The sequence below is a fragment of the Paractinoplanes brasiliensis genome, from assembly GCF_004362215.1.
In the GTDB taxonomy this organism is placed as follows: Bacteria; Actinomycetota; Actinomycetes; order Mycobacteriales; family Micromonosporaceae; genus Actinoplanes; species Actinoplanes brasiliensis.
The window spans coordinates 6,545,287-6,568,882 of the sequence record NZ_SNWR01000001.1 but is presented as its reverse complement, the minus strand read 5'-3'; the positions used below and the strand labels follow the sequence as shown (position 1 = coordinate 6,568,882).

The window sequence follows — 23,596 nt, the reverse complement described above, 5'->3', positions numbered from 1 at the left end:
AGAAGCCCGCCCCTGGCCGGGACGGGCTTCTTTCAGCGACGGGTCAGACGGAGAGGGTCCAGCTGGTCAGGGTGCCGATGTCGGCGCGCGCGGCGTCCTGCACGCGCAAGGTCCACTTGCCGTTGGCGGTCTCGGAGGACAGGTTGACCGGGTAGCTCTGGTCGATGTTGTCAGTGCTGCCGCCGGCCCGGTTGTGCAGGACGTAGGCGGTGCCGTCCGGCGCGATCAGGCTGACCACCAGGTCACCGATGTATGTGTGCTGGATGTGCACCTCGACCGAGCTGGCCGTCGAGGGGGTGGCGGCGCACGACGTGAGCTCCACCTCGCTGGACACCGTGGCCAGGTCGGCGATCGCCACGGGCGTGGTGCTCGTGGCGGTGCAGGCCGCGACGCTGCCGACGGTGACGGTCAGGGCCTTCGAGCGGGTGATCGAGGGCGCTGTCGCGGTGATGGTGACCGGGGCGCTGGAGCGGGCGGCGTCCGCGGCGGCGCTGACCGTGACGGTCGTGGACTCACCCGCGGTGACGGTGGCCGGCTCGAACGAGACGGTCACGCCGGCCGGGGCGGAACCGGCGGTGAAGGTGATCTCCTCGGCCTCGCCGTTGACCAGCGCGGTGGTCGCCGTGATGGTCTTGGACTCGCCGGGGCCGACCGAGGCGCCCGCCGCGGACAGGGTGAGCGTGAAGCTGTTGCCGTCGTAGCACTCCTCGTCGTTGCCGGCCACGTTCACCGAGGTCCACGACGCCTGCACGGCCTTGTACTCGGTGCTGCACAACCCGTACAGGTCGGTGGCGGCGGCAAGCGAGTAGGCGCGGGCGGTGTTGCCGGGCGTGGTCGTGTTGACGTACCCGGTGTTCGAGACGAAGTACGCGTCGAGGGCGCGGAACCAGATCTTCGCCGCCTTCTCCTTGCCGATGCCGGTCACCGACTCGGCGCCGCCGCAGACGGGCGAGGTCCCGTACGGGGTGGCGCCCGAGCCCTCGGCCAGGTTGAAGAAGAAGTGGTTGGCCACGCCGGAGGAGTAGTGCACGTCGACGCTGCGGGTGGACGTCGACCAGCAGCCGTGCGAACGCCCGTCGAGGGTCGGGTTGTACATGTAGCGCAGCGGGGTGCCGTTGCCGTTGATGTCGATCTTCTCGCCGATGTCGTAGTCGCCGGCGTCCTCGCTGCTGTCCGCGTAGAACTCGACCATGCTGCCGAAGATGTCGCTCGTGGCCTCGTTCAGACCGCCCGACTCCCCGGAGTAGGTCAGGCCGCCCGGCACCACGTTCTCGGTGACGCCGTGCGACATCTCGTGCCCGGCCACGTCCAGCGCGACCAGCGGCTCGGCGTTGCCCGCGCCGTCGCCGTACGTCATCTGGGCGCCGTCCCAGAAAGCGTTCACGTACGAACTGCCGTAGTGCACGCGGGAGGGAACACCCCGGCCGTCGCCGAAGATGCCGTTGCGGCCGTGCACGTTCTTGAAGTAGTCGAACGTGACGGCGGCGCCGAAGTGTGCGTCCACGGCAGCCGACTGGCGGTCGGAAGCCGCGCCGTTGCCCCAGGTGTTGTCGGCGTCGGTGAACGTGGCGCACGTTCCCGACGTCCGGTTGTTCATGTCGCAAGTGGACCCGTTACCCCGTACGGGGTCGACGAGGTTGAACGAGGCGCCCGAGGGAGTGCTCTCGATCGTGACCTGGCCCGAGTAGATGCTGTTGCCCGTGCCGGCGACGTTCTCGATCTCGTCGTAGGAGCCGACGACCTTGCCGGTCAGCGCGTCCGTGATGACATGGAACCGCGACGGGGTCTGACCGTCGGGCTGCCAGCCGGTGATGACGGTCTCCCACGACAGCTTGCCGACACCGCTGCTGGCGTCGACGAACAGCTCCGGCGAACCGGTCTTGGTGATCGTGCCCTGGAACTGGCCCTTGGCGATGGCGCTCGCGCTCGCGGCGGTCACCGTCGGCTTCGTGCCCAGGCTGAGCGGTTTGGCCAGGCCCGCCGACGCTCCGGCGAACTTCCCGGCCTTCGTACGGATGACGAGGTCGCCGCCGTAGACGCGCAAACCGTCGTACGTGCGGGTGTAGCGGACGATGCCGTTCTTGTTGGTGTGAACCGCGAAGCGGTCCTTGGCGGACTTCTTGATCGCCGGTCCGGCCTGGTCGATCAGCGACGAGCCGGGGGTGACCGGCGCGGCGGAAGCGGTTGTGGCTGTGGCCACCAGGCCCCCACTGGCCAGGGCGATGGCGCCGGCCAGCGCGACAGCAAATCTCACGTGTGTTCCTCTCCCACGAGGGCGGACATCCATGTCCGTCTATGTGAGAGATCTTCACACTTGAGGATCCCCGGCGGGGGAAAACACTTGTAAAGCTTAAGTTTCCATTTAGTTCAGTCGATGTCCAGCGTGATCCGGCGCAGCTCACGGGCCGATTCGCGCGGACCGTCGCCTGTCCACTGGGTGGGACGGCAGCCCGGCCCGGCCACGAGGGCCGAGCCGGGCGCCCACAGGCTCAGAGAGCCAGCCGCTGACCCGGGAAGATCAGGCTCGGGCTCTTCAGCACCGGCTTGTTCAGCTGGTACAGGGCCTTCCAGCCGCCCTTGACGTGGTGCTTGGCCGCGATCGAGGCCAGCGTGTCGCCCGGCTTCACGACGTAGTGCTTGCCGGTCGTGGCCGCCTTCGCAGCGGTGGCCTTCTTCGGCGCGGTGGCCTTCTTGGCGGTGGCCTTGGGGGTGCCGCCCTTCTTGCCGCACGTCGGCCAGGCGCCGATTCCCTGACCCTTCAGCACCTTTTCCGCGATTTTGATCTGCTCGGCCTTGGTGGCCTTGTTCGCGGTCGAGGCGTACTTCGTTCCCCCGTACGCCTTCCACGTGCTCCGGCTGAACTGCAGGCCACCGTAGTAGCCGTTGCCGGTGTTGATTTTCCAGTTGCCGCCGGACTCGCACTTGGCGATCGCGTCCCAGTTCACACTGGCCGCCTGGGCGGGCGACGCGGGGCCGAGCAAACCGACCGCTCCCGCGAAACCGGCGACGGTCAGGCCGAACGCGACACGGGTCTTCTTTCCGAGCTGAGCCATGAAAAGCTACCTCCACGCCTGCGAGGTGAGCTGTCGGGTTCGGGCTGGGCTGCCCGGCCGCGCGCATCGGCGGCTTCACCCCGAGACGCGCGTGCCGCAAAAGGGCAGCAGCGCGTCGAGGAACTTGTGGGTCCCCCGCTCCATGCCTTGGGTTCGTTTCCGCACGGGCGGCGGCAGGATTCGGCGTTCCGCCCGGGGTGCCCACGATTGCGGGACTGGCCGACGGTAACCACGCGACCGCCCGTACGGCCAAGCCTGGAAGGGCGATCGTGAGCTTGTTCTCATCGATGCGGAACCGGGAAGGCGCGGCCGTGGTCCAAGGATTTGTGATTCGTGTCCTAGTTACGTTTGCGCTGGTCTGCGGCTTGTTGACGACCTCGGCGTGCGGGGGCGGCGAGGTTCCCGGCGACGCCGCTCGCATCAAGGTGAAGCTGGCGGCGAGTGACGCCGCGCCGGTCGCTCAGGCCGTCAACAGGTTCGGTTTCGACCTGTTCCACGAGGTCGATCGGGAGGACAAGAACACCATCACCTCGCCGCTGTCGGTTTCGGTGCTTCTCGCCATGGTCGCGGCCGGGGCCGACGGTGACACGGCGACCGAGATGGCGCGGGTGCTGGGGCTGCGCGAGGGGCGCGACGAGCGGGTCGGTGCGCTGCTGCGCGAACTGGCCGGCGCCGACGACGTGACACTGTCGGTGTCCGACGCGCTCTACAACAGCGGGACGCTCGAGGACGCGTACGTCGATTTTGTGCGGCGCAGTTTCGGCGGAACGGTGGAGAACGTCGACCTGGGTTCGGCGGAGACGGCTCGCAAAATCGACGAATGGGTCGACGAGAACACCGGCGGCCGCATCAAGGGCATCGCCCGCGAGCTCGGCCTGCCCAGCGCGCAGGCGGTGCTCGTACTGGTCAATGCGGTGTATTTCCTCGGCAAGTGGCAGCGCGAGTTCGAGGACACGCGCGACGAGAGATTCACCACCGCGGGCGGGCCGATAGTGGTGCCGATGATGCACCTGACCCACGCGTCCTTCGACTATGCCGAGCGTGACGGTTTCCGGATGCTGCGTCTCCCGTACGGGGAAAAGGGGCGCTACGGCATGGAAGTCGTTCTTTCCGCGAGCGGGCGAACCGCCGGCGCCGCCGAGTGGCAGGCCCTGAAAAGCGAGCTCGCCCCGCGCGAGTTCGACGATGTGGCTCTGCCCCGCTTCGAGCTGCGCTGGGAGGGTGATCTCAAGGCGCCGCTGCGCGAGCTGGGCATGGCGAGCCCGTTCGACGCGGGGCGCGCGAACTTCCGCCCGATGTCCCCCGACGGGCGGTGGCTCGAAAAGGTCTATCACAAGACGTATGTGCGGGTGGACGAGAAGGGCACCGAGGCGGCCGCCGTCACGGGCGGGGCCATGATGACCTCGGCCCGCGTCGATCCGGTCGTGTTCCGCGCCGATCGGCCGTTCCAGTTCACGATCTCCGACCAGCAGACCGGCACGATCGTGTTCATGGGAGCCGTACGGGACCCGCGTTAGCGCCCGACGGCGACCGGGCACACTCGCCTCCGCGGACTCCGCCTCCGCGAACTCCGCCTCTCCGCACGCGGCGAGATCGCCGGGCTCGACGAGGTGGCCGGGCTCGACGAGGTGGCCCGGCGTAGCGGGAGCACCCGGCTGCTCAAGGAGGGCTCGGTGCCTGCGGCCGGTCCTGTCAGCCTGAGGCGCGACGGCCGGGTGCGGCACCCCGGCCGGCCGTCGCGCGCTGCCCGCGCCGGCAGTGCGGCACCAGCATGTCGGTTCCGGGCAGGCGACGCCGGCCCGCGGTGGCCTCAGGACAGTCGGATCGGGTTGACGATGTCGGCGGTGATGGTCAAGGCCATCACCGCCCCGCCGAGGACGATCAAGACCATCGTGGCCGGGAACAGCCGGGTGAAGTCGACCGGGCCGCCGGCTGGGCGGCCGCGCAGGCGGCGGGCGAAGTCGCGGACGCGCTCGAACCAGACCACCGCGATGTGGCCGCCGTCGAGCGGCAGCAGGGGCAGCAGGTTGAACACGGCCATGAACAGGTTGAGGCTGACCAGCAACAACAGAAAGGTGGCCCACAGGCCGCGTTCCACGGCCTCTCCCCCGAGGCGGCTCGCTCCGACCATGCTGATCGGCGTGTCGACGTCGCGTTCGCCGCCGATCGCCTGGACCACGGCAGGAATCCGCTCGGGGAACGCGGCGAGCTGGACGGCGCTCGCCTTCAGGAGGTCGCCGGTGAACACCGCCGTCTCGGACAAGCCGCCTTCCACATATGCCGGGGGCGGCTGCGGGGACGCACCGATCCGCCCCTGTGCGACGTCCACGGTCAACGTCAGCGTCTCGCCGCCGCGGCTCACGACCAGCGCGGTGGGGCCGTCGGCGGCCCGTACGGCGGTCAGCACGTCGACCTAGCGCGGAGTGGCCGTGCCGCCGATCGATTCGATCCGGTCGCCCGCGCGCAGGCCGGCCTCAGCCGCCGGGCAGACAGTGCCGACGCAGGAGGTGGCCGCGACGACCGGCTCGGTGACCGGGCTCAGGTTGGGAAGGCCCACAGTGAGGGCCATCGCGTAGAGGATCGCCCCGGCCAGGATCACGTGCATGACCGGGCCGGCCAGCATGACCGTGGTGCGCTTCCACGCCGGGTAACGCCACATCGCGCGCGGCTGCTCGTCCGCGCTCAGCTCGTCGAGCGAGGTCAGGCCGGCGATGTCGCAGAACCCGCCGATCGGCAGCGCCTTCAACCCGTATTCCGTTTCGCCACGCCGGAACGAGAACACCGTCGGGCCGCGGCCCACGAAGAAGCGCCGCACCTTCATGCCGAACGCGCGGGCGGCCAGCATGTGCCCCGCCTCGTGCCACGCGAGCGACAGGCAGATGCCGACCAGAAAGAGCAAGGCCCCCACGGTGTACGCCAACACGGGCCCGATCGTAGGGGACGGCACCCACTTCTGGCGCCACGGCGGCCGGCCGGGTGCACACCGGCCGGCCGCCGTTCGCCGATCAGTACTGGCAGCGCAGCACGAGCATGGCGTGCGGGGGCAGGCGTACCCCTCCTGGGCCTTGACCGTGCCCGCCTTGGCGAGCAGCGGGTCGGCGGTGTCGAGGGCGACCTCCCACGCGTTGCCGTAGGCCTGGCCGGGCAGGGTGAACTCGACCTCCTCCGGTGCGGCGTTGAACAGCAGCAGGAACGAGTCGTCGACGATGCGTTCGCCCAGCGCGTCGGCCTCGTAGATGCCGTTGCCGTTGAGGAACACCGCCAGCGTGCGGGCCGCGCCGGGCGCCCAGTCCTGTTCCCGCATCGGGCTGCCGTCGTGGCGCAGCCAGGCGATGCCGGGCAGACCCGACTCCCCGACCGGCTCGCCGGTGAAGAAGCGGCGCCGGCGGAAGATCGGGTGGTCGGCCCGCAGTTTGGTCACCCGGCGGGTGAACACCGTCGTCACGTCGTGGTGGCGCGCCTCGGCCCAGTCGACCCAGCTGATCTCGCTGTCCTGCGCGTACACGTTGTTGTTGCCGCCCTGGGTGCGTCCCAGCTCGTCACCGTGCGCGATCATCGGCACGCCCTGCGACAGCAGCAGCGTGGCAAGGAAGTTGCGCTTCTGCCGTTCGCGCAGCGCGATGACGGCGGCGTCGTCGGTCGGGCCCTCGACGCCGCAGTTCCATGAGCGGTTGTGGCTCTCGCCGTCGCGGTTGTCCTCGCCGTTGGCGTCGTTGTGCTTCTCGTTGTAGGAGACCAGGTCCTCGAGCGTGAAGCCGTCGTGCGCGGTGACGAAGTTGATCGAGGCGATGGGGCGGCGGCCGTCGATCTCGTACAGGTCGGAGCTGCCCGCGAACCGGGAGGCGAACTCCCCCAGGCCGATCGGCTCGCCCCGCCAGAAGTCGCGCACGCTGTCGCGGTACTTGCCGTTCCACTCGGTCCACAGCGGCGGGAACCCGCCCACCTGGTAGCCGCCGTCGCCGACGTCCCACGGCTCGGCGATCAGCTTGACCTGCGAGACGATCGGGTCCTGGTTGACCAGGTCGAAGAAGGCCGCGAGCCGGTTGACCTCGTGGAAGTCGCGGGCCAGGGAGGCGGCCAGGTCGAACCGGAAACCGTCGACGTGCATCTCGGTGACCCAGTAGCGCAGCGAGTCCATGATGAGCCGCAAGGACTCGTGGTGGCGTACGTTGAGGCTGTTCCCGGTGCCGGTGGTGTCGTAGTAGTACTGCTTGTCGTCATCCACCAGCCGGTAGTACGCCGGGTTGTCGATGCCGCGGAACGACAGCGTCGGCCCGAGATGATTGCCCTCGGCGGTGTGGTTGTAGACAACGTCCAGGATGACCTCGATGCCGGCCTGGTGCAGGGCCTTGACCATCGACTTGAACTCCTGCACCTGCCCGCCGTGCCCGCCGAACGAGGCGTAGTCGTTGTGCGGCGCGAAGAAGCCGATGGTGTTGTACCCCCAGTAGTTGCGCAGGCCGCGCTCGACCAGGTTGCTGTCGTGCACGAACTGGTGAACCGGCATCAGCTCGACCGCGGTCACCCCCAGCTCCTTGAAGTGCTTGATCATTGCCGGGTGGGCCAGGCCGGAGTAGGTCCCCCGTACGTCCTCGGGGACCTTGGGGTTCTGCGCGGTCATGCCCTTGACGTGCGCCTCGTAGATCACGGTCTGGTGGAACGGGATGTGCAGCGGCCGGTCGTTGCCCCAGTCGAAGAACGGGTTGATGACCACCGACTTCATCGCGTACGGGGCGGAGTCCTCGTCGTTGTACGCGGCGTGGTCGTCGAACCGGTACGAGAAGAGGGCCTCGTTCCACTCGTAGTGACCGTCGATCGCCTTGGCGTACGGGTCGAGCAGCAGTTTGCCGGGGTTGCAGCGCAGCCCCTGGGACGGGTCGTACGGACCGTGCACCCGGTAGCCGTAGCGCTGGCCGGGCACGATGCGGGGCAGGTAGCCGTGCCACACCATCGCCTCACGCTCGGCAGGTCGATGCGGGTCTCGGTGCCGTCGTCGTCGAACAGGCACAGCTCGACCCGTTCGGCGACCTCCGAGAACAGGGCGAAGTTGGTGCCGCCGCCGTCGTAGGACGCGCCCAGCGGGTACGGCGAACCGGGCCAGATCTTCATGGGTGACGACTCGTCTCTCTCGCGAACATGGAGAAGCGCGTGTACCCACTTCCGGCCCGATCCACCGGCACCGAGGCGCAGACCACTCGTACGGTCAGTTCGGCCCGCTCCACCCGGCCGGGGTCGTTCCGTCGGGTGAGGGGCGCAGGCCACGGGTCTCGTCCGTCGCGGAGCCGTCCCCGTACGCCTGTTCGGCGCCTGCGTCCTCGCCGGTCAGATCGTCGACCTGCCCGTCCTGCGAGTTGCTCGCCATCGCACGGGTGAGCTCGGACAACGGCAGTTTGCTCTCGTCGCGCCAGGCGCCTTCGGTCTCGTCGGTCATGAGCATCGACTACCCAGCGGCCGCGGGGGCCATGCGTACGGGGTCTCACCGGCATAGGTTGGGCGGATGGAGTACACGCGTCTGGGGAATTCGGGTCTGAGGGTCAGCCGCATCGCGCTGGGGTGCATGAGCTTCGGGGAGCCCGACCGCGGCAGCAATCAGTGGACGCTCGACGACGCCGCCGCCGAGCCCGTCTTCCGGCAGGCCCTCGAACTGGGCATCACCTTCTGGGACACCGCCAACGTCTACAGCGACGGCACCTCGGAGGAGGTGGTCGGCCGGGCCATCCGCAAATACACCGACCGCGAGTCGATCGTGCTGGCGAGCAAGGTGTTCTTCCCGATGAGCGAGGGGCCGGGAGGACGCGGCCTGTCCCGCCGGGCGATCCTCGAACAGGTCGACAACTCGCTGGCCCGCCTCGGCACCGACTACCTCGACCTCTACCAGATCCACCGGTTCGACCCGGAAACGCCGGTCGAGGAGACGATGGAGGCGCTGCACGACGTCGTACGGGCGGGCAAGGTGCGCTACCTCGGCGCGTCCTCGATGTGGGCCTGGCAGTTCGCCAAGCTGCAGCACGCGGCCGACCTGGGCGGCTGGACCAGGTTCATCAGCATGCAGAATCAGTACAGCCTGGTGCAGCGCGAGGAGGAACGCGAGATGTTCGGGCTGCTGGCCGATCAGGGCGTCGGGTCGGTGCCGTGGAGCCCCCTGGCGAAGGGCCGCCTCGCGCGCCCGTGGGACGAGCAGGGCTCCCAGCGGGCCAAGGTCGACCCGTTGCAGGCACGGTACGACGGCGACGAGAACCGGCCGATCGTCGACGCCGTACGCCGGGTCGCCGAGGCCCGCGGCGTGCCGATGGCGCAGATCGCCCTGGCGTGGGTGCTGCACAACCCGGTCGTCGACGCGCCGATCGTCGGCCCGACCAAGTCGCACCACCTGAGCGACGCCGTGGCCGCCCTCGACATCGAGCTCACCGATGACGAGCTGACCGCGCTCGAGGAGCACTACACGCCCCGGCTGCCGTCCGGGTACTGACACCGGCTGACTACGATCGGCGCATGCCGGACGCACGCGACGTATTCGTTGTCCACGGCCGTGACGACCAGGCGAGGAAGGCGCTGTGGGCGTTCCTGCAAGCCCTCGACCTGCGGCCGCTCGACTGGGAAGAGGTGCGCCGCCGTACGGGCAGACCGACCCCGTACATGGGTGAGATCCTGCGCGAGGGCTTCGCCACCAACCAGGCCGCCGTCGTGCTGATGACCCCGGACGACGGCGCCTACCTGCACCCGTCGTTGCAGGGCACGGACGAACCCGCGTACGAGACGTCGGCCACCGGCCAGCCCCGGCCGAACGTGCTGATCGAAGCGGGGATGGCGCTGGCGCTGCAGCCCGAGCGCACGGTCATCATCGAGATCGGCCGGCTGCGTCCCGCCTCGGACATGGCCGGCCTCAACGTCGTGCACTTCAACGGCACCCCGGAAAGCCTGAACAAGATCGCCGGCCGCCTGCGCGACGCGGGGTGCGCGGTCGACACCACGGGCAGCGACTGGCTCGACGTGACCCGCTTCCAGAACCTGGCCGCCTATACCCGCAGGTTCTGATTCTCCCCATCGCCTGTCCGTCAGTAATTGACGGTGGCGAATGGGGGCGGCTTGTGGGTGGGCGAGAGCGGTTGGTTGCTGGGGAAGAGGGGCTTCGGCTGGTCCGGTGGTTGAGTGAGAACCTCGACGCTTCGCCGCGGCGGTGGGATGCCGTGGCGCGGGAGGCGCTTGGGCTGCTGGAAGAGGGTGGGCTGACGGCGGCCCGGGCGGCGGCGTTGTTCAACATCGGCTCGGTGGCGCATCGGCGAGCAGCCGGAAGCAGCGCGGCTGAGGGCGGCGCGGCTGAGGGCGAGGCGGGGGCCGGCATCGCTGGGAGCGAGGCGCGGAGCGGCACGGCTGAGGGTGCGGCGGGCAGCGCCGGCGGGGTTGAGGGGCAGCAGGCTTGGGCTGTGGAGTGTCTGCGGCTCAGCCGGCGGCTGTGGATCGAGCTCGGGGACGTCGAGGGGCAGCTGGCGGCGTCCGAGAACCTGGCGATCGCCCTGCAGGGGACGCGGGAAGGGCTCGAGGAGGCCGAGGAGCTGATCGCTGAGGCGCTGGAGTATCACCGGTGGTCCGGGGACGACAGCCTGCGCGCGCAAAGTGCGACCAACCTGGCTGTGGTCTCGTTGCGGCTGGGGAAACCGGAACTCGCCGTCGAGTTGTGCCGGGAGGCGCTGCCGCTGCGGCCGATCGAGCAGGACCCGGTGGGCTGGGCGTTCACCGCGGCCAACCTGGCGCTCGCCCTCACGCGCGTCGACGGGAACGCGCGGACGCTGGGTGAGGCCGTGGAGACGTACCGGCTGGTCCTTCCGCTGCTGGAGTCGGCGCGCGAGGATTATTGCCGGACGCTGCTCGATCTGGCCGCCGAGGTGCGGACCGGCCGTCAAGGGCAGACGTTGGCCACGGTGTTCGGTGACCCGGCCGACCTGCGGATCCTGCGGCTCATGGACGTCAACCCGGCCGCGTTCGGGCTGCCCGGTCCGGCGCTGGAACTGCGGGAGGTGTTCCGTGGGCCCCCGTCCGGCGAGGAGGAGGCGCTGCTGCTGGAGGCGGTGGCCGCTGCCGAGGCGGGTCTGACAACCGCCGATGCCGTACGGCGGGGGCCGCTCGCGGAAAGCGTCGCGCGGGCCACCGACCGGCTGCACGGCAGTTCCGAGCGGACGGTCCGCACCCTGCAGCGCCTGTGCGGGCTGGTCGACCCTCGGATCACGCCGGGGCCCGCGCTCGAGATCACCCAGCTGCTGGCGGCGGTACACGCCGAACTGGGCCGCTGGCCGCAGGCGCGGGACGCGTACGAGGAATGCCTGACGATCCAGGAGCTGATGTTGAGCCGGGCGGGTAGCAGCGAGGAGCGTCTGCGGTTGCTGGCGGCCCGGCCGGCGCTGGCCCGGTACGCCGCATACGCGCTGGTCCGGTGCGGTGCGGCCCGCGCGGCGGCCGAGCTGCTGGAGCGCACCCGGATGCGCGGCTTCGGTCCCGGTCCCGTCCCGATCACGGTGAGCTTCCCTCTCGCGTACGCGGTCTCGGTGCCTTTCGGTTCGGCCGTGCTCCTGCTTCGCGGGGACAGGCTCGACGTCTTCGAGAACGAACTCACCTCGGCCGCGGTCTTCGCGATGTTCCACCACCTGGCCGACCCGGGGCAGGGGCTGGTCTCGGCGCAGCAGGAGGACCTGGAGCCGACCGACGCCGTACGCCGGATCGCCGGACCGCTGGGGCGGATGCTGCAACCGGTCGTGGACACGCTGCTGCGCGACGGCGAGGACCGGCTGACCATCGTGCCCACCGGTCCGGCGACGCTGTATCCGTGGGCGGCAGCCGAGGTCGTGGACCCCGCGACCGGTGCGCCGGGGCCGCTCGGTGATGTGATCGTGCTGTCGCTGGCCCCGTCGGCGGCGATGGCCGAGCTGAGCCGGCAGCGCGCGAGGAACGCCGGGCCGGGCTCGGCCGTGATCTTCGCTGATCCCGTACGGGGTGACGCGTCCCCGCTGCCGGGCACCCGTGCCGAGGCGGCCGAGGTGGAAGGCTCGTTCGGGGGCCGGGCGCGGGTGCTGCTCGCGGACGAGGCGACCAAGGAGGCGCTGCTGCGGGAACTGCCCGGATGCCGGTACGCGCACCTGGCCTGTCACGGGTCCAACGACTGGACCGAGTTCGCGTCGATGCGGCTCCTGCTGACCGGCGGTGACGTCACGCTCGACGATCTGCGGGCGCTGCCGCCGCTCGGGGCGCGCCTGGTGTTCCTGAGCGCCTGCCAGACCGGGCAGGCCGACCTGCGGGGGTTGTCGGACGATGCCATCGGGCTGCCGTTCGCGCTGCTCACCGCGGGGGCGGCGGCCGTAGTGAGCACGTTGTGGCCGGTGCACGACCGGGTCACCGCGCTGTTCGCCGGGTGCTTCTATCGGGAGCTGGCCGCGATGCGCCGGCGCGGGGAGCCGGAGGATGTCGCGCTGGCGTTGCAGCGAAGCCGGCGCTGGTTGCGTACGGGAAGAGGGTTTGCCGACCCGTACTTCTGGGCGGGTTTCGTGCTGCACGGTTCCTGAAAACATTCATTGACAGACGTCACTCCGCACCTCGACGATGGGAGCGCTCCCATTCGTTCACCTCTGCGGAGAGACCTGTGAACAGATCCTTGCTCCGGCGCGGCCTCGCGAGCACCGTCCTGCTCGCCGCCGTCGCCCTCGCGCCACCGTCGGCCGCCGTCGCCGCCGACACCACACGCGTCGACGTCGACGTGCGGGCCGGGCTCGCCCCCGTCGCGACCGGCGCCCTCGGCGTCAACCACGCCATCTGGGACTCCCAGCTCGGCACCCCCGCCGTGTCCGACCTGCTCAAGGACGCCGGCGTGCAGATGCTGCGCTACCCGGGCGGCTCGTACGCCGACATCTACCACTGGCGCGACCACACCGCGCCCGGCGGCTACGTCGCGCCCGGCACCGACTTCGACACCTTCATGGCGGGGGCCCGGCGCACCGGGGCCGAGCCGATGATCATCGCGAACTACGGCACGGGCACGGCACAGGAGGCGGCCGACTGGGTTCGCTACGCCAACGTGACCAAGAAGTACAACGCCCGGTACTGGACCATCGGCAACGAGAACTACGGCAACGGTCACTACGGCTCCGCGTGGGAGGCCGACGACCACGCCGACAAGAGCCCGAAGGAATACGCGGCCAACGTGGTCGCGTACGCGCAGGCAATGAAGGCTGTCGACCCGAGCATCAAGGTCGGCGCCGTGCTGACGATGCCGGGCAACTGGCCCGACGGCATCGTGGGCGCCGGCGACGAAGGCAGCTGGAACACCGAAGTGCTGACCCGGGCCGGTTCGGTGATCGACTTCGTGGACGTGCACTGGTATCCCGGCGGCTCCTCGGCGGCCGAGACACTCACGAAGAGCAGCCACATCAAGGACGCCATGTTCCTGCTGCGGCAGCAGATCTCCCGGTACGCCGGGGACAACGCCGACCGCATCCGGATCAGCATGACCGAGACGAATGTCGACATCGGCCGCAACACCCAGCCCGGCGCGCTGTTCCTGGCCGACGTCTACAGCGAGTTGCTGGCCCAGGGCGTGTTCACCGTGCACTGGTGGAACGTGCACAACGGGCTCGGCACGGTGTCGACGGTGGCCGGGCAGACCGACTACAACGACTTCGGGCTGCTCTCCAGCGGCAACTGCAACGCCGACAACACCGTCTGCCAGCCGCCTCTGAACACGCCGTTCGCGCCGTACCACGCGCTCAAGCTGATGGGCTCCTTCGCCCGCCCGGGTGACCGCTTCATCGGGACCGGCGCCGACGACTCGCTGGTCAGCACCCACGCCGTCCGCCGCCCCAACGGCGACCTGAGCGTCCTGCTGATCAACAAGGACCCGGACAACGAGCGGACCGTCGCCCTGAAGTACCACGGCTTCACCCCCGCGGCGGGCGCGCCGACTGTGGTCACCTACACCAACGGAGCCGACGAGCTGACCACGGCGCGGACGGGGACAGCGGGCGCGCAGACGCTTGCCCCGTACTCGATATCGCTGGTCACCCTTCGCCCCTTCGACAGCGGCGCCGCCCTGCCGGCTCCGGCCCGCCCCACCGCCACGACAACCGACCGTACGGCGACGATCTCGTGGCCGTCCGCCGGCCCGGGGCTCAAGTACGAGGTGTTCCGCCAGGTCGACGGCGTGGCCGCCCAGCTGGGTGAGACAACGTCAACTTCCTTGACCGTACGCAACCTGGAGCCGGGCAAGCGTTACACGGTGAACGTGGTGGCCCGTGACGGGTCCGGCCGCACGTCGGTGGCTTCTCCCCCGCTGACGTTCACGACCGGGACGCCGGCCGACGCGCCCTGCACGGTGAAGTTCCGCGACACCAACGACTGGGGCAACGGTTACGTCGGCTCGATCGACATCACCAACAACACGGCGAACGCGATGGCCAGTTGGACGTTGACCTTCGGGTGGCCCACCACTTGGCAGAGCCTGAACAGCGGCTGGAACGCCACCTGGACCGCGGACGGCCGAACCGTGCGGGTCACCGGCGACAACGCCCTCGCGGCGGGGGCCACGGTCAACGTCGGCTTCGTCGGCAGCTACAGCGGCCCGAACGTGCTGCCCGAGGTGTTCGACCTGAACGGCCACGTCTGCACCAGCAGCTGATCGCATCGCTCCCCGGCCGGCCTCCGCCGGCACCCGCCCGGCACCCGCCCGGCACCGCCCGGCCGGGGAACGGTCTACTCCTCGGTCAGAAGCTCTCCGACTCGCTGGACGACGGCCTGCCACTGGGACGGCTGCAGATTGTCCCGGATCTGACCGGCCAGCTCGGCCGCCGCCAACTCGACGATCTGAGCGGAGAGCGAGCCACCCCTCGCCCGCGCCGCCGCAACGGACGGGGTCACCGCGGACACAGGCGCAGCTACGGACGGGGCCGCCGGGGACGGAGGCGCGGGTTGGGGAGCCACCGGCGAGGCGGGCGGGGCGGGCGCGGCCGGCGCAGCCACGAGCGCGGCCGGAGCGGGCGCGGCCACGGCAGAAGCGGGCACGGCCACAGGCGGGGCGGGGGCGGCCACGGGCACGGCGGGGGTAGGCGCCGTCGCAGGCACGGCAGAGCCAGGCGCAGCCACGAGCCCGGCCGAAGCGGGCGCAGCCACGAGCCCGGACGAAGCGGGCGCAGTCACGAGCGCGGCCGAAGCAGGCGCAGTTGCGAGCACCGGCGACGCATGCTCAGCCGTGGACACGCCGGACGTGGACGCTGTCGCAGGCACGGCAGAGCCAGGCGCAGTCGCGGGCACGGCAGAGATGGGCGCGGTTGCGGGCACGGCAGAGGTAGGCGCGATTGCGGGCACCGGCGATGCATGCTCAGACGTGGACGCTGTCGCGGGCACGGCAGAGGTAGGCGCGATTGCGGGCACCGGCGACGCATGCTCAGACGTGGACGCTGTCGCGGGCACGGCAGAGGTAGGCGCGATTGCGGGCACCGGCGACGCATGCTCAGACGTGGACGCTGTCGCGGGCACGGCAGAGGTAGGCGCGATTGCGGGCACCGGCGACGCATGCTCAGACGTGGACGCTGTCGCGGGCACGGCAGAGGTAGGCGCGATTGCGGGCACCGGCGACGCATGCTCAGACGTGGACGCTGTCGCGGGCACGGCAGAGGTAGGCGCGATTGCGGGCACCGGCGACGCATGCTCAGACGTGGACGCTGTCGCGGGCACGGCAGAGGTAGGCGCGATTGCGGGCACCGGCGACGCATGCTCAGACGTGGACGCTGTCGCGGGCACGGCAGAGGTAGGCGCGATTGCGGGCACCGGCGACGCATGCTCAGACGTGGACGCTGTCGCGGGCACGGCAGAGGTAGGCGCGATTGCGGGCACCGGCGACGCATGCTCAGACGTGGACGCTGTCGCGGGCACGGCAGAGGTAGGCGCGATTGCGGGCACCGGCGACGCATGCTCAGACGTGGACGCTGTCGCGGGCACGGCAGAGGTAGGCGCGATTGCGGGCACGGCAGAAGTGGGCGCAGTCGCGGGCACCGCCGACGCATGCTCGGACGTGGGCACGCCGGACCTGGACACGCCGGACGTGGGCGCTGGTGCGGGCAGCGCAGAGCCAAGGTCAGCCACCGGTCCCGCCGATCCAGTCTCGGCCACCGACGCCTCGAACGCAGGCAGCGGTGTCGCGAGCTTGAATCCACTCCTGGGCACCGCAGAGCCAGTCGCAGTCGCAGGTGCGGGCGGCACGGCCTCAGCCACGTGCGTCCCGGACACGGTTTCAGCCGAAGGCGCCCCCGACAAAGGCGCATCAAACACAGCCCCAGGCACCGGCAGGTCGAACACAGCCTCAGCCACGGGCGCGTCGAACGCGGGCTCTGGCAGCGGAACGTCGAACAGGCGCTCGGCCCCCGACCCAGCGGGCGCGGGCGCATTCACGAGCACGCCGGACACAGGCTCGGAAACAGGCGCGGCGGGCGCGGACTCAGCCGCAGGCACGCCGAACACCCGCTCGGACCCCGACCCAGCAGGCGCGGGCGCATTCACAAGCACGCCGGACACAGGCTCGGAAACAGGCGCGGCGGGCGCGGACTCAGCCGCAGGCACGCCGAACACCCGCTCGGACCCCGACCCAGCAGGCGCGGGCGCATTCACAAGCACGCCGGACACAGGCTCGGAAACAGGCGCGGCGGGCACGGACACAGCCGCAGGCACGCCGAACACCCGCTCGGACCCGGACACTCCGGGCGCGGGACCATCCAGCGACACGCTGGGCTCGGGAGCGGGTGCGGCGGGCGCGGGCGCGGCGGCCACGGGCGCTGAGGTCGCCGGCGTTGCCAGGGGTGTGACGGTGGGGGGCGTGGCGGAGTTCGCGGGCTCGGAAGATGGCGCGGCCGAGGGCGACCGCAGCTTCTCGTCCGGCGGCGGTGGGACGGTGGGCCGCGACGTCCACGGTCCGTCGGCCGACAACGCCGCCGCGAGGCGTGATGACAGCACCGACGGCTCGTCTGCTGACGGCACGGTGAACGGGAGGGCGCCGGGCGGCGTTTCCTCACGGTTGTCGGCGGTCCGGGGGGATGGGACTGTGGCGGTGCCGATGGCGGTGGGCGCCGGGAGCGACTGGGTCAGCTCGAAACGGTCGAGCGGCTCCAGTTCGAGCACGGCATCGCCGACCGGGGGCAGGATGCCGATCACGGCCAGGTAGCGCGTGGTGCGGGTCAGCGCCACATACAGCAGGCGGTGGCCCCGCTCATCCTCGGCGATGATGTCACGGGGTTCGACGACCACGGTGGCGTCGAACTCCAGGCCCTTGGCCTCGTGCGGGCTCACCAGGTTGACCCCCTGGCCGAGCTCGTTGCGCGAGGCGGCACGCCAGGCCACGTCGCGGGCTGTCAGCTCGGACTCGACGGCCCAGCGGTGCGCGGCGGGGCAGATGATGGCGACGGAACGGCCGTGGGAGGCGTGGGCCATGGCCGTCTCGACCGCGATCGAGGCGCGGCTGTCGTCGTCGGTCAGGCGGAACACCGGGTCGGCGGGGCCGTCGCGCACCACCTGCGGCGCGGTGACCTCGGGCGCGGCGTACGGCAGCAGCCGCGCGGCGATCTCGAAGACCTGGCGGGGCACGCGGTACCCGTACCTCAGCTCGGCCAGCCGCTGCGGCAGCTGGGCGGGCAGGTGTTCGAGCACGTCGTCCCAGTCGTCGCGGGCCCACAGCCCGGTGGACTGGGCGATGTCGCCGACCACGGTCATCGAGCCCGTCGAGGAACGCATCGCGATCGAGCGCAGCTGCATGGGTGACAGGTCTTGGGCCTCGTCGACGACGATGTGGCCGTAGCGCTGCTCGATGCCGTGGATCAGCGCCTCGAGGTAGTCCAGCAGCGGCAGGTCGGCCGCGCTCCACACCTCGTCGGAGATGCGCTCGGCGCCGCGGCGGTGCAGCAGCGCGACGTCGCGGACGGTCAGTTCCTCGCCGGCGGCGGCGATCAGCCTGTCGCGGGAGCCGAACAGGTCGCGCAGGAAGGCGGCCGCGGTGAAGGTCGGCCAGATGCGCTCGATCAGCTGGTCGAGGGCCGTACGGACACCGAGCCGGCGCTCGCGGGCGCGTTCGGTCGCCGAGTTCAGCATCAGGCTGCGGAAGATCTGCCGCTGCTGACCGAACGTGCCCGGGGTCTGGCGGCTGCGCGCGACGAACTCGTTGATCTCGTCGGCGGTGAACACGACCGGCCGGCCGTCGAGCTGGGCCTCGACCGGCAGCTGGTCGGCCGGGACACCGACCCGGTCGTAGAGCGCCCGGCGCAGCAGTCCCGCCATGCGACCGTCACCCTTGAGCCGGGCGACCTCGGCTTCTTCGAGGCGGCCGCGGCGTACGGGCGGGTGGAACTGGCCGATGTCGCGCTGGGCCACGCTGGTGTCGCCGAGGCTGGGCAGCACCGTACGGGTGTAGCGGGTGAACGTGGGCGACGGCCCGACGATCAGCACGTCTTCGGGCTGGAGGGTGCCGCGGTAGTTGAACAGCAGCCACGACACCCGGTGCAGCGCGACGGCCGTCTTGCCCGTGCCGGGGCCGCCCTGGATGATCAGCATCTCGTCGAGCGGGGCGCGGATCAGGTCGAACTGGGCGGCCTGGATGGTACGGACGATGTCGTGCATCTGACCCGTACGGTCGCGGTTGAGGTCGTCGAGAAGCGCGTCGCCCGGCTCCTCGAGCTCGGCGACGGCCGCCGCGAGCTGGCGGAAGACGGTGTCCTCGTACGCGTTGACGACGTTGCCCGTGGTCTCGAAGCTGCGCTTACGGGCCAGGCCCTGCGCGTCGGCGTGGGTGGCGGTGAAGTAGCGCGCGGCCGCGGGCGCCTGCCAGTTGACGACCAGCACCTCGGAGTCGTCGTCGAAGATGGTGTGATAACCGACGTAGAGGACATCGCCGTCCTCGTCGTCCATGCGCCCGACCGCGACCGCGTCGTCGGGCTCGCCGATGCGCTGCAGCCGGGCCTCGGCGTCTTTGCGCAGGTGGACCGCGGCCCCCGCGTTGGCCGCCGCGGCCGGGGCGTCGAGCAGGGCCCGGCGCATCCGCTCACGATGATCCGACACGTGGTCGAAGTATTTCTGCTCGGCCGCCAGAACCTCCGCCACGGACTCCACAAGATCCCCCTTAGTTCACGCCGCCTACACCTTGCGTGACGATCAGCCGGACGACCATCGGGCGTTCGCATCATCAACGACTGACAGCAAGCCAAGCAGAGGGGTATGACAAGTTCCCGGCCGGACTCCAGGCGTATCCGCCCCGGGAGCGGGTAGCCCTGAGTCCATGCCGAAGCCGGTTGCCGATCAGGTCGTCGTCATCGCCGGGGCGTCCAGCGGCATCGGCCGCGCGACCGCCCTCGCCTTCGCCACCCACGGGGCGAGGGTCGTCTGTGCCGCGCGGGGCGCCCAGGCGCTGGACACGCTCGTGGCCGAGATCAGGACCGACGGCGGCACGGCGATCGCCGTGCCCACCGATGTGACCGACGATTCCGCCGTACGCGATCTCGCCGCCACCGCCGAGCGGGCGTTCGGACGCGTCGACACCTGGGTGAACGTCGCCGCCGTGGGCATCTGGGGCCGGGTCGAGTCGATCACCGGTGACGAGTTCGAGCAGGTCATGCGGGTGAACTTCCTCGGTCACGTGCACGGCGCCCACGCCGCGCTGCCCGCCCTGCGCCGAGCCGGGGGCGGTGTGCTGATCGGGATCGCCTCGGCCGAGGGCGTACGCTCGGTGCCCCTGCAGGCCCCGTACGAGGCCGGCAAGTTCGCGCTGCGAGCGTTCTACGACGCCGTGCGTGTCGAGCTCGCTCAGGAAGGCGCGCCGATCGCGGTGACCACTGTCCTGCCCGCCTCGGTCGCGACGCCGTTCTTCGAACACGCCCGCAGCAAGCTGGGCGCCATGGTCAAGCCGCCGCCCCCGGTCTACGCGCCCGAGGTTGTCGCCAAGGCCATCGTGCAAGCGGCCCGGCACCCCACCCGCGAGGTGCCCGTCGGCGGCGCCGCGTACGCGTTCGGCCTGGCTCAGCGCCTGTTCCCGGCCCTGACCGACGCCGTGTTCGCGATCCGCCGCGCCGGTGTGGGCTCGCAGCGCACCGACCGCCCCGACGACGCCGCCGACAACGTGGACGGGCCGATCAACGAACCCGGACGCGTCCACGGCGCCCACCCCGGCCGGGTGCTGCGCCACAGCCCGTTCACCACGCTGATCGGCCGGCGACGGCGCCCCGGAGAGGTGGCTTTGGAAGCCGTACGCCGGTGGAACGCGGCCGGGCCGGCGCATCCGATGCGGGCCGCTACCATGGCCCGTACGGGATGGGCCTCTGCTCTGTTGCTCGCGCCCGAGGTGCTGCTGCGCACCGCGGGCCGGCCCGTCCCCGCCGCCGCGACCGTCGTGGCCCGGGTCCTCGGCACCCGCCAGATCTTACAGGCCGCCGTCACCACCGCCGCCCCCACCGCGCGGGTGACCCTGCTCAGCGCGGCCCTGGACGCCCTGCACGCGAGCACCGGCCTGGCCCTGGCCGCCGCCTCACCCCGCTGGCGCCGGATCGCTCTGGTCGACGCCACCATCGCGACCGGCCTGGCCGTCGCCGCCTGGCGGGCCCAGCACGATCAGCCCTAGGCTCGAGGCATGATCGCGCGGATGTGGCGGGGCTGGGTGGCGACCGAGCGGGCCGCCGAGTACGTGGCCTACATCGACGGCACCGGAATGGCCGAATACCGAGCCACCCCGGGCAACCTCGACGCCGAGATGTGGACGCGCGACCTCGGCGACGGCCGCACCGAGGTCGTCACGGTCAGCTGGTGGCAGTCCCTGGACGCGATCAGGGCCTTCGCCGGCGACGACATCAGCCGGGCCGTCTTCTACCCCTCCGACGACGAGTTCCTGCTCGACCGCGAGACCACGGTGACCCACTTCGAGGTGACAGGCCGCTGAGCCGCCAGAGAAAGCGGTCTGTGTAGGCGTACTTGTGACAAGTACGCCTACACAGGGGCCGGCCCCGGACCGGGGCGGGTCCGGGGCCGGGTGGTGGAAGGGTGGTCAGAGGTCGGCCGGCCCGGCGGCCTTGGCCTCCTGGACGGCGTCGGTGCGGCGCTCGTCGGCCTTGACGGTGTCGTCCTGCCGCGGGGCGGCGGGGCGGGCGGCCGAGCGGGCACCCGAGCGAGCGGCGGCGGCAGCGGCAGCGCTGTCGGTGATGACGCCCTTGCGGATGCGGTTGTTGGCGGCGATCTGGGCGGCCGGGTTGTTGCCGGTGGCCGTCAGGGTGCCGTCGACGATGTTGTCGTCGACCGTCACGCCGCCGGTGGTGCTGGTGACGCTGACGTCCTTGCCGAAGAAGCCGCCGGAGGCGCAGCTGTCGAGGGGGCCGTTCGGGCCGAGCTGCACCCCGCCGAGGTTGCCGGCGAAGGTGGCCTTGCCGCGCACCGAGCTGCCGCAGATCACGCTGCCGGTGGCGCTGTTGAGCACCGAGAGCGAGCCGTCGACGAACGAGTCGTGCACGTCGGTGTAGTAGGAGCCGGTGCTGCTGACATTGCCCTCGACCGAGGTGTTCTTGTCGAGCCGCACCTCACCGGCCTGGGCCGACACGTTGCCGTTGATCGTCGAGCTCTCGACGAACAGGAAGCTGTCGATCGTCGTCGTGCCTTTCGCCCGTACGCTCACCGTGCCGCTCGACGCGTCCTTGAGGAACACGCCGTAGCCGCCCGCGGCCAGCACGATCGTGCCGTCGATCGACGTCGTGGAGGCGTCTAGGTAGCCGTTGCCGGCCACCTTCACCTCGCCCGAGACCTTGCCGCCGGTGACGACCAGGTTGGCCCCGGCCTGCACGGTCACGTTGCCGGTGATGATGGTGCCGGTCAACGCGCACGACTCGCCGGCCGGGACGAGCAGGTCGTTGGGCACGGTGACGGCGCCGCCGGTGCCGATGCAGTAGGTGACCAGCGCGGCGCTGGCGGGGACGGCGGGGATCAGGCCGGCCAGCAGACCGGCGGCGGCAAAGCCTGCGAAACGCTTACGCATGATGAGCCCTCTCATGAGCCGATGTCCGAACGGGCGGCCGCGCGGACGATCGTGCCCTGCTGCCGTTTGGTGAGGGTGCCGCCCGCGACCAGCGCGGCGGTGACGGTTTCGACGTGCCGCACGAACGCGGCGTGGGTGGGGTAGGCGGCGTACTCGTCGATCAGGTCGTTGATCGTGCAGCCGTCGCCGGTGTCGCTGTTGGGCACGCCCGTGTCGTCGCCGGCGATGACCACGGTGGGCCGGGGGTCGGGCACCTCGCAGGCGTCCGAGCCCGAGCCGACCACGGTGAACGTGACCGTCCTGTCGGCCGAGGTGTTGCCCGCCGCGTCGGTCGCCCGAGCCCGTACGGTGTGCGCGCCGAGCCCGGTCACCACGACCGGCCCGGTGTAGGTGAGCCAGGCGCCCGAGTCGAGCGCGTACTGGATCCTCGCCACGCCCGACTCGGTGTCGGTTGCCGTCACGGTGACGGTGGCCCTTCCCACGTACGCGCCGTTGTCGTTCTGCTCGCCGTCGACCTCGGCCGCCACGGCCGGCGGCGTGGTGTCGGGTTCCTCCGCGGGCACGACCGTGAAGTGGGCCATCTTCTCTGCCGACGTGTTCCCGGCCTTGTCGGTGGCCCGGTAGTGCAGCATGTGCATGCCCACGGCCGAGACGACGACCGGCGCCGTGTAGGCCGTGAAGGCCGCCCCGTCGAGCGAGTACTCGACGCGGTCCACGCCGGAGTCGTCGTCGGTGGCGGTCAGCGTGGCCGTGGCCGTGCCGACGTAGTTGCCGTCGTCGTCCTGGTCACCGGCGATCGTGTGGTTGACCACCGGCGGTGTGGTGTCCTCATCCGGCGCCGGCTCGACGACGGTGAACGACAGCGACCCCTCGGCCGAGGCGTTGCCCGCCTTGTCGGTGGCCCGGTAGCGGACCACGTGCGAGCCGGCCGCCGACACCGCCACGGGCGCGGTGTAGGCCTGGAACGAGCCGGAGTCCAGCGCGTACTCCACCTTGTCGACGCCCGAGCCGCCGGTGTCGGTGGCAGTCACCGTGACGGTGGCCGTGCCGACGTAGTTGCCCTCGGCGTCCTGGGTGCCGGACGCGGACGCGGTCACCGTGGGCGGCGCCGTGTCGGGGTCGCCCGGCCCGTCGGTGACCACGAGCTCGCCGACCATCGTGCTGTGCCCCGGGATCGAGCAGAAATAGCGGTACCGTCCCGGGGTCAGGGTCACCGTGGCCTGGTGCCGTCCGTTGTTGGCGTCGAACGGGTTGGCCAGGATGTTCAGCGTGACGTCGTGGTTGTAGCCCTCGGTCGACGTGTCGAAGGTCAGCGTGTGCGGCATCCCGGTCGTGTTGCCGGTGGCCGCGCTGTTCTCGAACACGATGGTGGTCTCACCGGCCGACGCCGTGGCGGGCGCCGACTTGTACGCGGTGATCCCGTCGTCAGCCGTCCAGGTGAGGGTCTGCGCGGCCCGGGCCGGTGACGCCAGGCCGCCGACGAGCAGCAGCAGCGCGGCGCAGAGCCCGATCAGGCGCC

At 70.9% G+C, this 23,596-nt stretch carries 15 protein-coding genes, 1 pseudogene and 1 riboswitch; of the genes and pseudogenes, 7 read left to right on the top strand and 9 right to left on the bottom strand.

What is annotated here, in order from left to right:
• Positions 1-43: 43 nt before the first annotated feature.
• Entirely contained in the window at positions 44-2,254 is a 2,211-nt protein-coding gene (locus tag C8E87_RS29480; protein WP_239080595.1) for a M4 family metallopeptidase, read from the bottom strand.
• A gap of 235 nt (positions 2,255-2,489) precedes the next feature.
• Complete coding sequence (locus tag C8E87_RS29475) at positions 2,490-3,053, bottom strand: LysM peptidoglycan-binding domain-containing protein (protein ID WP_133876096.1); 564 nt, start codon at positions 3,051-3,053, stop codon at positions 2,490-2,492.
• A 1-nt stretch (position 3,054) separates the two neighbouring features.
• A riboswitch (cyclic di-AMP (ydaO/yuaA leader) is annotated at positions 3,055-3,217 on the bottom strand.
• Between the two features lie 201 nt (positions 3,218-3,418).
• Here C8E87_RS29475 and C8E87_RS29470 point away from each other — a divergent pair.
• Complete coding sequence (locus C8E87_RS29470; RefSeq protein ID WP_166661282.1) at positions 3,419-4,570, top strand: serpin family protein; 1,152 nt, start codon at positions 3,419-3,421, stop codon at positions 4,568-4,570.
• A gap of 293 nt (positions 4,571-4,863) precedes the next feature.
• Here C8E87_RS29470 and C8E87_RS47010 read toward each other — a convergent pair whose 3' ends face one another.
• The 4 genes and pseudogenes from C8E87_RS47010 to C8E87_RS29455 all read right to left on the bottom strand — a co-directional run bounded on the left by C8E87_RS47010 (position 4,864) and on the right by C8E87_RS29455 (position 8,484).
• Positions 4,864-5,460 carry a site-2 protease family protein gene (locus tag C8E87_RS47010; RefSeq protein ID WP_275409137.1) on the bottom strand — a complete coding sequence of 199 codons (597 nt, stop codon included), beginning with the start codon at positions 5,458-5,460 and terminating at the stop codon, positions 4,864-4,866.
• A 6-nt stretch (positions 5,461-5,466) separates the two neighbouring features.
• Complete coding sequence (locus C8E87_RS47005) at positions 5,467-5,961, bottom strand: site-2 protease family protein (RefSeq protein ID WP_279536898.1); 495 nt, start codon at positions 5,959-5,961, stop codon at positions 5,467-5,469.
• 97 nt (positions 5,962-6,058) lie between these two features.
• Positions 6,059-8,162, bottom strand: a pseudogene (gene glgX, locus C8E87_RS29460) (glycogen debranching protein GlgX).
• A 94-nt stretch (positions 8,163-8,256) separates the two neighbouring features.
• Positions 8,257-8,484, bottom strand: a complete 228-nt coding sequence (locus C8E87_RS29455) for a hypothetical protein (RefSeq protein ID WP_133876094.1) — start codon at positions 8,482-8,484, stop codon at positions 8,257-8,259.
• Positions 8,485-8,550: 66 nt separating this feature from the next.
• On the opposite strand from C8E87_RS29455, the gene C8E87_RS29450 reads away from it, so the two are divergent.
• The 4 genes from C8E87_RS29450 to C8E87_RS29435 all read left to right on the top strand — a co-directional run bounded on the left by C8E87_RS29450 (position 8,551) and on the right by C8E87_RS29435 (position 14,709).
• A complete protein-coding gene (locus C8E87_RS29450) occupies positions 8,551-9,522 on the top strand; it encodes an aldo/keto reductase (RefSeq protein WP_133876093.1) in 972 nt (323 codons plus the stop codon).
• Between the two features lie 23 nt (positions 9,523-9,545).
• The gene (locus C8E87_RS29445; protein WP_133876092.1) at positions 9,546-10,088 is read left to right on the top strand and encodes a TIR domain-containing protein; all 543 of its coding nucleotides are present in this window, start codon (positions 9,546-9,548) and stop codon (positions 10,086-10,088) included.
• Between the two features lie 110 nt (positions 10,089-10,198).
• Positions 10,199-12,604: a CHAT domain-containing protein gene (locus C8E87_RS29440; RefSeq protein ID WP_133876091.1), complete on the top strand. Its 2,406-nt coding sequence runs from the start codon at positions 10,199-10,201 to the stop codon at positions 12,602-12,604.
• A 77-nt stretch (positions 12,605-12,681) separates the two neighbouring features.
• On the top strand, positions 12,682-14,709 hold the full coding sequence (locus tag C8E87_RS29435; RefSeq protein WP_133876090.1) for a cellulose binding domain-containing protein: 2,028 nt from the start codon (positions 12,682-12,684) through the stop codon (positions 14,707-14,709).
• Positions 14,710-14,783: 74 nt separating this feature from the next.
• Here C8E87_RS29435 and C8E87_RS29430 read toward each other — a convergent pair whose 3' ends face one another.
• On the bottom strand, positions 14,784-19,169 hold the full coding sequence (locus tag C8E87_RS29430; protein ID WP_133876089.1) for a UvrD-helicase domain-containing protein: 4,386 nt from the start codon (positions 19,167-19,169) through the stop codon (positions 14,784-14,786).
• A gap of 175 nt (positions 19,170-19,344) precedes the next feature.
• Between C8E87_RS29430 and C8E87_RS29425 the strand changes: the two genes are divergently transcribed.
• A complete protein-coding gene (locus tag C8E87_RS29425) occupies positions 19,345-20,679 on the top strand; it encodes an SDR family oxidoreductase (protein ID WP_133876088.1) in 1,335 nt (444 codons plus the stop codon).
• A 9-nt stretch (positions 20,680-20,688) separates the two neighbouring features.
• Positions 20,689-20,994, top strand: coding sequence for an antibiotic biosynthesis monooxygenase family protein (locus C8E87_RS29420; protein ID WP_133876087.1), 306 nt, complete (start codon positions 20,689-20,691; stop codon positions 20,992-20,994).
• A 105-nt stretch (positions 20,995-21,099) separates the two neighbouring features.
• On the opposite strand, the gene C8E87_RS29415 is transcribed toward C8E87_RS29420, so the two are convergent.
• A complete protein-coding gene (locus C8E87_RS29415) occupies positions 21,100-22,077 on the bottom strand; it encodes a hypothetical protein (RefSeq protein ID WP_133876086.1) in 978 nt (325 codons plus the stop codon).
• A gap of 11 nt (positions 22,078-22,088) precedes the next feature.
• Complete coding sequence (locus tag C8E87_RS29410; RefSeq protein WP_438866199.1) at positions 22,089-23,588, bottom strand: OmpL47-type beta-barrel domain-containing protein; 1,500 nt, start codon at positions 23,586-23,588, stop codon at positions 22,089-22,091.
• Positions 23,589-23,596: the final 8 nt, after the last annotated feature.